We start from the raw sequence: 11,959 nt of genomic DNA, 5'->3' as shown, positions 1-11,959 counted from the left end.
TTACCCCTCAGTCGTGCTGATGAGGGAGACGGGGGTGCCGCTGCGCCAGACAAAACGGGTCGGGATGAAGCGTACCTCGTCATTTTCACCGAGCGTATGGCAGGCTTCATCGAGCATGATGAAACCGTTGGAGAGGGCCAGCGGCGTGATCATGCCAGGGGCGAATTTCTCGCAGACGCTGAAATGGGTACCGTCGTAATAGCCCGGCAGCAGTGTCCGCCGGCCGGGACGGACGCTGCAGGCATGCTTCATCTTCGCCCCGATACTGTTGTGGTACGGGGTATTGGTTCCGCTCAGGCAGGCGATGAGGGCCTGCCCGAAGAGTTCGAAACAGAGGGCTGCGGCCATCGGGTTCCCGGGGAGGTTGAGCACGAGCGTGTCGCCGATGGTGCCGACCGTCGTCGGTTTCCCCGGCTTGAGGTCGACCTTTTCAAACAGCGGGGCAAAGCTGAAGTGGGCGAAGGCCTCTTTCGTATAGTCCGCATCGCCGACACTGACCCCGCCGCTGGTGATGATGAGGTCGCTCTGCAGGGCGCTGTCGATATGCTCCAGCAGGGCGTCGAGCGTGTCGGCCGCCGTCCCGACGAAATGGACGTCGCAGTCAAGCTCTGTCGCGCGGGCCGCGAAGGTCGGGGAGTTGGTGTTGTAGAGCTGGTAGGGCGCCACCTGCTCGTGATGCATCTTCAGTTCGCTTCCCGAGGCGAAAATGGCGACCCTCGGGCGGTGGTAGACACAGACATGGGTGATCCCCTGGGAAGCGAGCAGGGTGATATGGTAGGCCGAAAGGGTCTCCCCCAGGGTCAGCAGCGTATCGTCAGTCTGGATATCCTCGCCGCAGAGCCGGATGTGCTGGCCCGCCTTGAGGATCGCAGGCAGGGTGACATGCGCGCCGTCGACGGTGACCTCCTCGATGGGGACGATGCACTCCGTGCCTTCGGGGATCCGCGCCCCAGTCATGATCCGGGCGGCCTGGCCCTGGACGATACGGATCTGTTCGCGGTCCCCCGCAAAGATCGTATGCTCGGCGGGAACGCGTTTGCCGGCGTCGGCGCAGATGACGGCGTACCCGTCCATCGCGGAGTTGTCGAAGGGGGGAAGGTTGTGGCGGGCGGTGACGTCCTGCGCCAGTACCCGGCCGATGGCATGTTCAATGGGGACAAATTCGCGGCGCAGCTTCGGACGGTGGGCGTGGATGCGCGCGAGGGCTTCTTCGACGGAAACGGGCATAGAGAGACTCTTTTTTGGTTCGATTATAGATAAAGTGGGGTAAAATCCGGATTATGGATACTATGTACAGTATGAGCCTGCAGCTACATTTCGGTTTTGTCCTGGTGTGGCTCGGTATTATCGTCTTCAACGGCGCGATGCTCCAGTTCGCGGTTCAGGCACCCGATTATGTGCGGCGTGCGCGTGTCGCCATGCCTTTTTCGGTGATGGCGATCGCGGCGATGGCTTTTACCGGGACCGTGATGATGGCGGCGAAGCACCTCGAGTTTACCCTTGAGAACATCGCGATGATCCTTCTCACCGTCGTGCTGATCGTCCTAGAGTCGCGTCGCTACAAGACGGTACGCCGCCTGCGGACAAAACTGCCCGAGGCTCTCGGGCTCTACCGCCCCTACGCACTGAAGCTTCTGGGCGCGGAGTTGGTTCTGACGATGCTGATGACGGTCTGGATGTCTTTGCTGTGAGATTTCTCTTTCACGACGAAGCGGGTGCGCCGGAGGTCACCCTCAAAGGGGAGGCGTACAAATATATCGTGAAAGTAAGGCGCCACGGTGTCGGCGACAGCGTGGCCCTTCGCCATCCGGAGGCGAGCGGCACGCTTTACACCTATCGCCTTGCGCAGAGCGACGGACGGCGCGCGGAGCTGATGCTGATGTCGGAGGAGTCCCTCCGTATCGGGGCAGTGCGGCCGCTGCACATCGGCTGGTGCCTTGTCGATCCGAAATCCGTTGAAAAAGTCCTGCCCCAGCTCAACGAAATGGGGATCGCCGGGATCACTTTCATCGCCTGCGACCGGAGCCAGCGCCAGTTCAAACCCGATTTCGAGCGCTACAGACGCATTCTCGAAGCCTCAATGCAGCAGTGCGGCCGCAGCGAATGGATGGGGCTGGAGATCGCGGATTCACTTGAAGCATTCCTGGCGGCGAACCCGCAGACGGTGGTGCTCGATTTCACCGAAGAGACACTGCGCGATACCACCGGAATAGGGACGGTGCTGATCGGCTGCGAAGGGGGCTTCAGCGAGGCGGAGCGCACCCTGCTGGCATCATGCCGGACGCTCCGTTTCGATACGCCGCTGATCCTCCGTTCGGAGAGCGCCGCCGTCGCCGCAGCGGCCAAGATCCTGCTCTAAACCGTTGAAAACTTGATCGACGACCGAGATTCCGCTATAATTGCGGTCTTAAAATCCGCACCCGTACGGATTTAAAAAATATACCGATATACGTACAGAGCGTGTATCAAAAGGCTTAACGATGAAAAAAGGTATTCACCCGGAATACATGGCTTGTACAGTCACTTGCGCCTGCGGCAACACTTTTGAGACAAAGAGCACGAAAGATGCGATGCGTATCGACATCTGCAACGAGTGCCACCCGTTCTTCACCGGTTCCGAGCGCCAGGTAGACACTGCCGGACGTATCGAGAAGTTCAAGCAGCGCTACAATATGAAATAAGCCGTTGCAGGAGCCTACGCTCTGCAGCGACGTTAACACCGGGATCACCGCAGCGGTGGACCCGGTACCCCGAGGAGACTTCCTTCGGGCGCGCCTTTGGCGCTTTTCCCTCTTTTTGCTCACCTGATAAAGGTCCTGAATATGCTGACGCTTGTACCCACCCCGATCGGAAATATTGCCGACATTTCGCTGCGTGCCATGGATGCACTGGTCAATGCGGACGTGCTGTTGTGCGAAGATACCCGCGTGACGAAGAAACTGCTGCACCTGCTCAAAGAGCGCTACGGCAAAGAGGCGGACAAAGAACAGTCGTTCATATCCGTCCACTCCCACAGCGAACACCGTTTTCTTGAGAAGACCGATCCGTCGTTTTTTGAACAGAACGTTGTCTACGCCAGCGACGCGGGGATGCCGGGGGTAAGCGACCCTGGGCAGATGCTTGTGCGCTACTGCATCGACCGCGGTATCGACTACGACGTGCTTCCGGGGGCGAATGCCGTTCTGACGGCCTTTGCCGCCAGCGGATTCGTCGAGACGCAGGTGCTCTTTTTCGGCTTTCTCCCCCACAAGGGCAGTGACCGTTCCGGGGCACTCGGCCGCGCGCTTTACAGCGGCTATACGACCGTACTGTATGAATCCCCGCACCGCCTGGAGAAGCTCCTGGGTGAAATCGCCGACGCGGAACCATCGCGCCGTCTCTTCGCCGCCAAAGAGCTGACGAAAATGCATCAGCGCTACCTGCACGGTACGGCCGCCGAAGTGCTCGAAACGCTCGGAGGCAATTACAAAGGCGAGTGGGTCGTTGTCATCGAGGCGGGGGAGGTACGCGATGCGACCTTCTCCGAAAAGGAGATCCTCGCCCTTGACCTTCCGAAGAAGGCAGCGGCGAAGCTGATCGCAAAATTGACGGGAGAAACGCCGAAAAGCTGTTATCAACGGTTATTGGAAACCGACAAATAACACAGAGCCTCTCGAAGCGGTTTCCTGCGTACATTTCAATCGTTATCTAACAGAAAATTGGTTACAATCAGAGCATGTTGATATATGGAAAACAACCGGTCTATTATCTGATCTCCCGGCATCCCGAAAAGATCGAGACGCTGTACCTCGCCAAGGAGCTGGAGGCGAAAGAGTATAGTCGGCTGATGCGCATGGGGTTTGAGGTGAAACGCATTCCTCCGGAGGCGGCGCAGAAGATGAGCCGCAGCGGCAATCATCAGGGTTTTCTGGCAGAAACGGCCGTACTTGAGCCGACACCGCTGCACACCCTTGCCGAGAAAGATTTTGTCGTCGTATTGTGCGGCATAACCGATGTCGGCAATATCGGTGCCATTGTCCGCAGTGCCTATGCACTGGGCGCGGACGGCATCATCGCGACCGGGATCAAATCCCTCGCTCTCGAACCGGTCGTCCGGAGCTCGACGGGGGCGCTTTATGACCTCCCTTTCAATGTGACGACGAATCTCTATGATGTGCTCACCGAGCTTAAAAACAGGGGGCATCGTCTCTATGGCGCCGTCATGGAGGGCGAAGATGTCCGCACACTCGCATTCGAGGGCAAACGGGCGCTGCTGCTCGGCAATGAGGGGGAAGGGATCCCGGCACGGGCCGTCCGCCGGCTGGATCAGGGGGTCCGTATCGCGATGGCGCACGGGTTTGATTCACTCAACGTCAGCGCGGCGGGCGCAATTTTAATGGAGAGGATGCGCACGGTATGAGCACGGTATCGGTGATTGAAACGCTGAAACGGATCGGTGTCCCCGATCTCAGTATGCGGACCCACATTTCGCCAGACAATATGCACAAACTGCTGGAGGGGGAATTTGATGCCTTTTCGGCCATCCAGTTCAACGGTTTCGTGACGATCATCGAACGGGAATTTGATGTCGATCTGACCGAGTGGCGGCAGCAGTTTGCCGCCTCCGGTCCTGCACCGCAGGAGCCGCTGGCCGCATCCGATGAGGACCCTTTCGCCAACGCGGCAAAGTCCAAGCGCCGTCAGCGGCTGACGGTGGCGGCGCTCGTGGCAGCGCTGCTGGTCGTGATCGTCGTGACCTACATTGTCCTCGGTACCGGCGGGAAAACGGAAAAGTTCGAAGTGAACAATACGGCGATTGACCAGGCCCGGGCCACCATGGCCGCCATGAATACGACGGCGTCTCCGAGCACCCGCGACGAGGCCGATGCCATCCAGGAGGCGCACCAGGCCGAGACCGGGGTGCAACTCGCGGCGGAACCGAACGCAACCGTGGCGGAAGCCAACGGTACGGATGCCGCTGTGGCCGCCGCCGTTCCGGTTGAAAACAGTGCGTTCGAGGATGTCATCCTGCGGCCGACATCGACCTCAATCTGGGTCGGCGTCATCGATGCCAAGACGCATAAACGCAGCGTCTATACGACCGAGGAGCCGGTCCGCCTCGACGGAACGAAAGCGTGGCTGATCGTTACGGGGCACGGCTATTTCTCCCTCGACTGCGGCGGAAAAGAGCAGAAGTTCGAACAGAGCGAACGGGTCCTGCTGGCGTACGAAGGCGGGGTGTGCAGTCAGCTTGACGAGACGGAATTCAGAGCGCGCAACAAGGGACGGGTGTGGTAAAAAAGATCGTTATACTGCTCGCTGTCACGCTGTCGGCGTGGGGGCAGTCGCCGCTGTTTGACAAGGTGCGCGCATTGATCGGGGAGCAGGCTTACAGCCGCAACGAGGCCTTTGTCAAGATCATCTTCGCCGACCGGAGCCGCTATATAAAAGGGGAACGGATCGACGTGGTCAGCGTGGTGGAGACCCTCAAGGAAAACGGCCTGCTGTCGCTCTTCTACAAGCATCCGAAAACGCTGGAACTCACCTTCGAAACCAACGGGAGTCCGCAGTTTTTCATGATGCTGATGAGCGAAACGCTGCGGGGGATGGGGTACACCCACTATCTGACGGATTCGGCGATGCTGACCAACGCCGGCTACAGCTGGCGGATCAAGATGCAGTCCGAATACGCGACGGACCCGACCGCCCTGCAGCAGGCGCTTTCGCGCCGGGGCTGCGGTATCCTCGATATCGAGCGCAAAAGCGATACACAGTGGCGCTACTTTGTCGATATGAGCGGCGCGCATCTGGAGCTCACCCCGCTGGAAGTGGGAAAAAAGATCCGGATGAAACGGCTCGTCTATCCGCGCTGGCTGGATGTTTCCAAAGCGGGCAGTCTGACCCTTTGGAGCCTGTCAGGAAATAACTGGTATCCTTACATCGCATTTTACGACGACGATTTGCGCCTGCTCAAGCTCTACAAAAGGGACAAGCGAACCCGGCAGATCACCATCAATCTTCCCAGCGGCTGCGCCTATGTGAAGATTGCGGACCTCTACAGCCGCAAAAACATGAATGCGGGCCTGAGTGTGAAAGCGCAATAGTCGCATCTAGGATAAAAAACAATGTTTGACGAAATCCAGTTTGACCGCATTCGCCGTCTCCCTAAATATGTTTTTGCAGAAGTGAACGACCTGAAAATGGCGGAGCGCCGTGCCGGTGCGGACGTCATCGATTTCAGCATGGGCAATCCTGACGGTGACACTCCTGCACATATCCGCGACAAGATGATCGAGTCGGTGATGAAAACGAAGACCCAGGGCTATTCGCAGTCCAAGGGGATCTACAAGCTCCGCCTGGCCATCTGCGACTGGTACAAGCGCCGTTACGATGTCGACCTCGACCCCGAGACCGAAGCCGTTGCCACGATGGGATCCAAAGAGGGGTACGCCCACCTGGCCTATGCGATCACCAATCCCGGCGACGTTGCCGTCGTCCCGGACCCGACCTATCCGATCCACTCCTACGCTTTCATCCTCGCCGGGGGCAGCGTCCAGAAGATGCCGCTGATCTTCGATGAAGATTACAACGTGGACGAAGACGCGTTCTTCGAGCACCTGGAGACCGCCTTCAAGGACGCTTTCCCGAAGCCGAAATACGTCGTCGTGAACTTCCCGCACAACCCCTCTACGGCAACGGTGACGCCGGCGTTCTACGAGCGTATCGTCGCGATGGCGAAGCGGGAACGTTTCTACGTCATCTCCGACATCGCCTACGGTGACATCACTTTTGACGGCTATCAGACGCCCTCCATTATGAGCGTCGAAGGGGCCAAGGACGTCGCCGTCGAGTCGTTTACGCTCTCGAAGAGCTACAACATGGCCGGATGGCGTGTCGGTTTCTTTGTCGGGAACAAGAAGCTCATCGGCGCACTGCAGAAGATCAAAAGCTGGCTGGATTACGGGATGTTCACCCCGATCCAGGTTGCCGCGACCGTGGCGCTCAACGGTGATCAGAGCTGCGTGGACGAGATCGTCCGCAAGTACGATGTCCGCCAGGATGTCCTGATCGACGCCTTTACGCGTGCCGGCTGGCCGATCCGCCGCAACCGCGCCTCCATGTTCGTCTGGGCGAAGATCCCTGACTGTGCGGCGCACCTGGGCTCGCTTGAATTTGCCAAGCGTCTCCTGGTCGAAGCGCAGGTCGCGGTCGCACCGGGTATCGGTTTCGGCGAATACGGCGAAGGGTATGTCCGTATCGCCCTGATCGAAAACGACAAGCGTATCCGCCAGGCGGCAAAGAACATCAAGCAGTTCCTGAAGCAGTTCGAGGAAAACGCCGATGCTTAAAGTCGGTGTCATCGGTGTCGGTACCGTCGGTACCGCGGTGGTGCAGATCCTTGAAGACAACAAGGAGATGATCACGGCGCGGGCCGGGACGGAAGTCGTCGTCAAGACCGGCGTCGTCCGGACGCTGAACAAAGAGCGGGGGATCGACATCGCCCTCACCAGCGACCCGTACGAGGTCGTCAACGACCCGGAGATCGATATCGTCGTCGAACTGATGGGCGGGGTCGAAGGCCCTTTCGACATCGTCAAGAAGGCGCTCGAGAACGGCAAGGCGGTCGTCACGGCGAACAAGGCCCTCCTGGCGTACCACCGCTATGAGCTCCAGGAGCTCGCCGGGGACCTCGCCTTCGAGTACGAAGCGAGCGTCGCCGGGGGGATCCCCATCATCAACGCGCTGCGCGACGGCCTCTCCGCCAACCACATCGAGAGTATCAAGGGGATCATGAACGGTACCTGCAACTACATGCTCACGAAAATGACGGATGAGGGTGTCGCCTTCGACGCGATCCTCAAAGAGTCCCAGGAACTCGGCTACGCCGAGGCGGACCCGACCTTTGATATCGGGGGCTTCGACGCGGCGCACAAGCTGCTGATCCTCGCCTCCATCGCCTACGGGATCGACGTCAAACCCGAAGATATCCTGATCGAAGGGATCGAGTCCGTTACCCAGGATGACATCGCGTTTGCGAAAGAGTTCGGCTACGCGGTCAAACTGCTGGGCATCGCCAAGCGCGACGGCGACGCGGTCGAACTGCGGGTGCATGCGGCCCTGATCAGCAAGGAGCAGATGATCGCGAAGATCGACGGCGTCATGAACGGCGTCAGCGTCATCGGCGACCGTGTCGGCGAAACCCTCTACTACGGACCGGGGGCCGGCGGCAGTGCGACGGCGAGCGCGGTGGTCGCGAATATCATCGACATCGCCCGGGCCGGCGGAAAACGTTCGCCCATGCTCGGCTACAACACGCCGCTGGAACACGGGCTGAAACTGCGTTCGAGCGATGAGATCGTCACCAAGTACTACCTGCGTATCCGGGTCGAGGACCGTCCGGGGGTACTGGCGAAGATTACCCAGCTCTTCGGCGAATACGAGATCTCCATCGAGACGATGCTGCAGCGTCCTGCTTCGGGCGGATTTGCAAACCTGCTCTTCTCGACACACAATGCGCTAGAGGGGAATATGAAAGAGGTGCTTTCACAGATCGAAGCCCTCTCCTTCGTCGCATCCAAACCGGTGATGATCCGGATCGTCTGATCCGCCTTCGGCATCCGCTCCTCCGCTTCGAACCGAAGCGGCTTCTCCTCCACCTCTCTTTATGCTTCACGACTCTTTGAGCAGCATCAGCCCGCGTACAAACAGGAAAATCACGAAGGCAACCGCACCGACGGGCGGCAGTACGAAGCTCAGCAGCGTCAGCAGGCCGACATAGAGCTTTTTGCCGCCTGTCATCAGGTGGCTGCCGTAGCCGACACCGGCCGTGACGGCGAGCCAGCCGAGGAAGAGAAAGAGGGTACTGCTCTGTTCCAGCAGGGGGAGGAGCCGTTCAAAGAGCTGGATCAGCAGGTAGACGACGGGAAGGCTCAGCCAGGCGATGGCGAAGAGCGGGATGAGCGTGCGCGTGAACGAACGGGTGCGCGCCCAGAGCGCCGCGACGAAGAGCAGAGCAGCAGCGGTGTGCGCTGCCAAAAGCATCCAGACGGTTTTGATATGGGCGGCCCGGTCCGCTTCGGTCAGGGAGTGATGCAGCTTCAGTGTCTTGTATTGGTCGAATTCGGCACCGAAGGCGTAGAGGACGCCGCTGAGGGCAACGAGGGCGACCAGGGCGACGCCCTGGAAGAGCGTTGCCTGCCGGCTTGCCTGCCGTGCGACAAAGAGCATGGCATACCCGATCCCCAGCAGCGAAACGGCGAGAAGCGGCAGCGCGCCGTAGCGTATGAGGGGAAGATGCACGACGGCAAGACTGGCGATGCCGACGGCATAGGCGAAGGCCCCCATCTCCAGAAGTTTGTGACGTTCCTGCAGGCTGTTATTCATCGAATGTATCTCTTTTTTTTGATTTATTATACTATGTTGAAACAATATGCCATAAGAGGTCAGGCTACAGCAGATTAAGCGCCTAACCGATAGACTTTTTTAAAAATTTCAGGCATGCGCCGTTTGTCAGAATCGGCGTCTGCTTTCCAGGAATGAACATGGGCAATTCGGTCAAAGTGATCGACAGCGTCTGTACCTACTGCGGCGTCGGCTGCGATATCGAGGGACACGTCGAGAACAACCAGATCGTCAAGATCGGCGCATCGGCGGACGGCTATGTCTCGCAGGGCAAGCTCTGCATCAAGGGCAAATACGGGTATGACTTCGTTACGGACGCCAACCGCCTCCGTATACCGCGTATCCGCAAAAGTTTCCTGGCGAAGAACCCGGCCATCGCCGAGGCGTTCGGCGGGAAACTGCATGATTTTGATGAGACCTGGTTCGAGTGCGACGTCGACACGGCGGTGAGCGCCGCGGCGATGAAGCTGCGCGAGATCCAGTCCAAGCACGGCGAGAAGAGTTTCTGTGCGATCGGCGGGGCGCGTACGAGCTGCGAGAGCGCCTACCTCTTCCAGAAGTTCACACGACACACGATGAACTCCCCGCACGTCGACAACTGTGCCCGCGTCTGCCACAGCCCCAGCCTCAAGGGGATGCGCACGACGATCGGCGAGGGGGCGGCGACGAACCCCTACAACGATATTTATGAGACGGAGTTCATGGTCGTCATCGGTTCGAACACGACCGAGGCGCACCCCATCGTTGCCAACCGCATCGTCGAGGCGGCGCAGAAGCACCACAACCTCGCCGTCATTGATGTGCGCGACATCAAGCTGATGAAGTTCGCCAAGCACAAGGCGATCATCCCGCACGAAGCGAACCTGCTCATTCTCAATATGATGGCCCGCGTCATCATCGAAGAGGAGCTGTACAATCAAGAGTTCATCGCGGTGCGCACGAAGTGGTTCGAGGAATACAAAGAGAAGATCCTCGCAGACCCCTATACGGACCCGGACTATTTCAAGCAGGTCAGCGGTTTCGAACACCTCTCGAAGCTGATCCCGAACATCGCCCGCGAGTACGCGGTGAAGAAGTCGATGATCTTCTGGGGGCTGGGGATCACCGAGCACCTCGACGGTTCCTACGCGGTTATGGCGATCACCCACCTCGCGCTGCTGACAGGGAACATCGGGCAGACCGGGGCGGGTCTCATGCCGCTGCGCGGCCAGAACAACGTCCAGGGCGCCTGCGACATGGGGTGCCTTCCCTACTACGACCCCGATTACCAGAAACCCAAGGAAGAGGGGCTGATGACGCCGCAGCTTGTCGACGCGATGCTCGAGGGCAAGATCAAGGCGGTGCTCAACATGGGCGAGGACATCACCCACATCCATCCCAACCTCAACAAGATCGACAAAGCGTTCGAACAGCTCGAGCTGCTGATGGTGCAGGAGATCATGATGAACGACGTCGCCAACCGCGCGGACATCGTCGTCGGCGTCAAGTCCGCCTATGAAAAGACGGGGGTTTACGTCAACGCGATGCGCCGTCTGCACCTCTCGCAGCCGCTGGTACAGTCCGATCTCCCCGACGACTGGGAAGTGATCCAGATGCTGGATAACAAGATGGGCGGTAGCTACGACTACAAAGACAGCTCCGAGGTGTGGGACGAGGTGCGCGAAGTCGCCCACCGCCGTTTCAGCGGCGCCTCCTACATGCGTCTCGAACGCCACCGCAAACGCGGTCTCCAGTGGCCGGTTTACACGGAAGACACTCCGGTGCTTCACCTGCTCGACTTCCGCACCCCCGATGGTCTGGGGCAGTTCCACTACCACCAGTACCAGCCCCGCGGGATGGTCCCCGAGCTGATCGCCAAAAAACGGGTGGAAGACGGTTTCTATCTGACGACTGGCCGTACGCTGGCGCACTACAACAATGCCGCCCAGACGAAAGCCTCCGAGCGCCTGAACAAGCGTTATGACGAAGATATCCTGCTGGTCAGTGAAACGGATGCGGCGGCTTTCCCGACGGAGATGGCGGTGCTGCACACCGAATACGGCTCTTCGGCCCCGCTGCGGGTCAAGATCACCGACAAGGTGCAGCCGGGAACGCTCTTTGCGACCTTCCACCACGCGGGCTCGCGCATCAATGCCCTCTTCGGGGACAAGCGCGACGAGCTGATCCTCACCGCGGCGTTCAAATCGATCAAGGTCCGGGCCGAAGCGGTATGAGCCGGGCCGTTGGCGACGCCGCCGAGCAGCTGGCCGTCGAATTTCTGCGGGCGCGCGGCTTCACGGTCATCGACAGGAACGTCAGCAGCCGCTTCGGCGAGATCGACATCCTGGCGATGAAAGAGGGGGTGCTGCATATCGTCGAGGTGAAAAGCGCGCCGACATTCGAGCAGGCCGCCAACAACATCACGCCGGCCAAAATACGCAAAATCCTGATGACGGCGGAGGCGTACATGAAGAAGCACCGCCTGGAACTTGACTACGTGCTTGATGCCGTCATCGTCAGCGGAAACGCATGTGAACTTCTTGAAAATATTACTTTGTAAACTTCCTTCAGAATCCGCTTATTTTAAATAGGATAATAT

Annotated in this window: 13 protein-coding genes; 11 read left to right on the top strand and 2 right to left on the bottom strand. The window is 59.2% G+C overall.

Annotation, left to right across the window (positions count from 1 at the left end):
- Complete coding sequence (gene glp, locus WCX18_RS11835; protein ID WP_345988133.1) at positions 1 to 1,227, bottom strand: gephyrin-like molybdotransferase Glp; 1,227 nt, start codon at positions 1,225 to 1,227, stop codon at positions 1 to 3.
- Positions 1,228 to 1,280: 53 nt separating this feature from the next.
- On the opposite strand from glp, the gene WCX18_RS11830 reads away from it, so the two are divergent.
- From WCX18_RS11830 to WCX18_RS11790, 9 genes are all read left to right on the top strand, one after another.
- Positions 1,281 to 1,691 carry a hypothetical protein gene (locus WCX18_RS11830; RefSeq protein WP_345988130.1) on the top strand — a complete coding sequence of 137 codons (411 nt, stop codon included), beginning with the start codon at positions 1,281 to 1,283 and terminating at the stop codon, positions 1,689 to 1,691.
- Positions 1,688 to 2,359 (top strand): RsmE family RNA methyltransferase, encoded by a 672-nt coding sequence (locus WCX18_RS11825; RefSeq protein ID WP_345988128.1) that lies wholly within the window; start codon positions 1,688 to 1,690, stop codon positions 2,357 to 2,359. The genes WCX18_RS11830 and WCX18_RS11825 overlap by 4 nt, the downstream gene beginning before the upstream one ends.
- Positions 2,360 to 2,480: 121 nt before the next feature.
- Entirely contained in the window at positions 2,481 to 2,681 is a 201-nt protein-coding gene (gene rpmE, locus WCX18_RS11820; protein WP_231019284.1) for a 50S ribosomal protein L31, read from the top strand.
- Between the two features lie 141 nt (positions 2,682 to 2,822).
- Positions 2,823 to 3,641 (top strand): 16S rRNA (cytidine(1402)-2'-O)-methyltransferase, encoded by an 819-nt coding sequence (gene rsmI, locus WCX18_RS11815; protein ID WP_345988126.1) that lies wholly within the window; start codon positions 2,823 to 2,825, stop codon positions 3,639 to 3,641.
- Positions 3,642 to 3,715: 74 nt separating this feature from the next.
- Positions 3,716 to 4,399, top strand: a complete 684-nt coding sequence (locus WCX18_RS11810) for an RNA methyltransferase (protein WP_345988124.1) — start codon at positions 3,716 to 3,718, stop codon at positions 4,397 to 4,399.
- On the top strand, positions 4,396 to 5,277 hold the full coding sequence (locus tag WCX18_RS11805) for a hypothetical protein (protein ID WP_345988123.1): 882 nt from the start codon (positions 4,396 to 4,398) through the stop codon (positions 5,275 to 5,277). The genes WCX18_RS11810 and WCX18_RS11805 overlap by 4 nt, the downstream gene beginning before the upstream one ends.
- Positions 5,271 to 6,083, top strand: coding sequence for a hypothetical protein (locus WCX18_RS11800; RefSeq protein ID WP_345988120.1), 813 nt, complete (start codon positions 5,271 to 5,273; stop codon positions 6,081 to 6,083). Before WCX18_RS11805 ends, WCX18_RS11800 begins: the two co-directional genes overlap by 7 nt.
- Before the next feature lie 21 nt (positions 6,084 to 6,104).
- On the top strand, positions 6,105 to 7,328 hold the full coding sequence (locus tag WCX18_RS11795; RefSeq protein WP_345988117.1) for an LL-diaminopimelate aminotransferase: 1,224 nt from the start codon (positions 6,105 to 6,107) through the stop codon (positions 7,326 to 7,328).
- The gene (locus WCX18_RS11790; RefSeq protein WP_345988115.1) at positions 7,321 to 8,583 is read left to right on the top strand and encodes a homoserine dehydrogenase; all 1,263 of its coding nucleotides are present in this window, start codon (positions 7,321 to 7,323) and stop codon (positions 8,581 to 8,583) included. The genes WCX18_RS11795 and WCX18_RS11790 overlap by 8 nt, the downstream gene beginning before the upstream one ends.
- Before the next feature lie 66 nt (positions 8,584 to 8,649).
- Here WCX18_RS11790 and WCX18_RS11785 read toward each other — a convergent pair whose 3' ends face one another.
- Positions 8,650 to 9,363 (bottom strand): hypothetical protein, encoded by a 714-nt coding sequence (locus tag WCX18_RS11785; protein ID WP_345988113.1) that lies wholly within the window; start codon positions 9,361 to 9,363, stop codon positions 8,650 to 8,652.
- A 158-nt stretch (positions 9,364 to 9,521) separates the two neighbouring features.
- Here WCX18_RS11785 and WCX18_RS11780 point away from each other — a divergent pair, with 158 nt between their 5' ends.
- Together WCX18_RS11780 and WCX18_RS11775 are read left to right on the top strand one after the other, a co-directional pair.
- Positions 9,522 to 11,594 carry a molybdopterin-dependent oxidoreductase gene (locus WCX18_RS11780; RefSeq protein ID WP_345988111.1) on the top strand — a complete coding sequence of 691 codons (2,073 nt, stop codon included), beginning with the start codon at positions 9,522 to 9,524 and terminating at the stop codon, positions 11,592 to 11,594.
- Complete coding sequence (locus tag WCX18_RS11775; protein ID WP_345988108.1) at positions 11,591 to 11,920, top strand: YraN family protein; 330 nt, start codon at positions 11,591 to 11,593, stop codon at positions 11,918 to 11,920. Before WCX18_RS11780 ends, WCX18_RS11775 begins: the two co-directional genes overlap by 4 nt.
- Positions 11,921 to 11,959: the final 39 nt, after the last annotated feature.

The sequence above is a fragment of the Sulfurimonas sp. HSL1-2 genome (assembly GCF_039645565.1).
Lineage (GTDB): Bacteria > Campylobacterota > Campylobacteria > Campylobacterales > Sulfurimonadaceae > Thiomicrolovo > Thiomicrolovo zhangzhouensis.
The sequence above is the reverse complement of the archived record's forward strand: the minus strand, read 5'-3'. Positions and strand labels throughout refer to the sequence as shown.

Coding starts and splice junctions, on each gene's coding strand:
- glp (WP_345988133.1), bottom strand. CDS start 1,227: ATGCCCGTTTCCGTCGAAGAAGCCCTCGCGCGCATCCACGCCCACCGT.
- WCX18_RS11805 (WP_345988123.1), top strand. CDS start 4,396: ATGAGCACGGTATCGGTGATTGAAACGCTGAAACGGATCGGTGTCCCC.
- WCX18_RS11785 (WP_345988113.1), bottom strand. CDS start 9,363: ATGAATAACAGCCTGCAGGAACGTCACAAACTTCTGGAGATGGGGGCC.
- rpmE (WP_231019284.1), top strand. CDS start 2,481: ATGAAAAAAGGTATTCACCCGGAATACATGGCTTGTACAGTCACTTGC.
- WCX18_RS11775 (WP_345988108.1), top strand. CDS start 11,591: ATGAGCCGGGCCGTTGGCGACGCCGCCGAGCAGCTGGCCGTCGAATTT.
- WCX18_RS11790 (WP_345988115.1), top strand. CDS start 7,321: ATGCTTAAAGTCGGTGTCATCGGTGTCGGTACCGTCGGTACCGCGGTG.
- WCX18_RS11780 (WP_345988111.1), top strand. CDS start 9,522: ATGGGCAATTCGGTCAAAGTGATCGACAGCGTCTGTACCTACTGCGGC.
- rsmI (WP_345988126.1), top strand. CDS start 2,823: ATGCTGACGCTTGTACCCACCCCGATCGGAAATATTGCCGACATTTCG.
- WCX18_RS11810 (WP_345988124.1), top strand. CDS start 3,716: ATGTTGATATATGGAAAACAACCGGTCTATTATCTGATCTCCCGGCAT.
- WCX18_RS11795 (WP_345988117.1), top strand. CDS start 6,105: ATGTTTGACGAAATCCAGTTTGACCGCATTCGCCGTCTCCCTAAATAT.
- WCX18_RS11830 (WP_345988130.1), top strand. CDS start 1,281: ATGGATACTATGTACAGTATGAGCCTGCAGCTACATTTCGGTTTTGTC.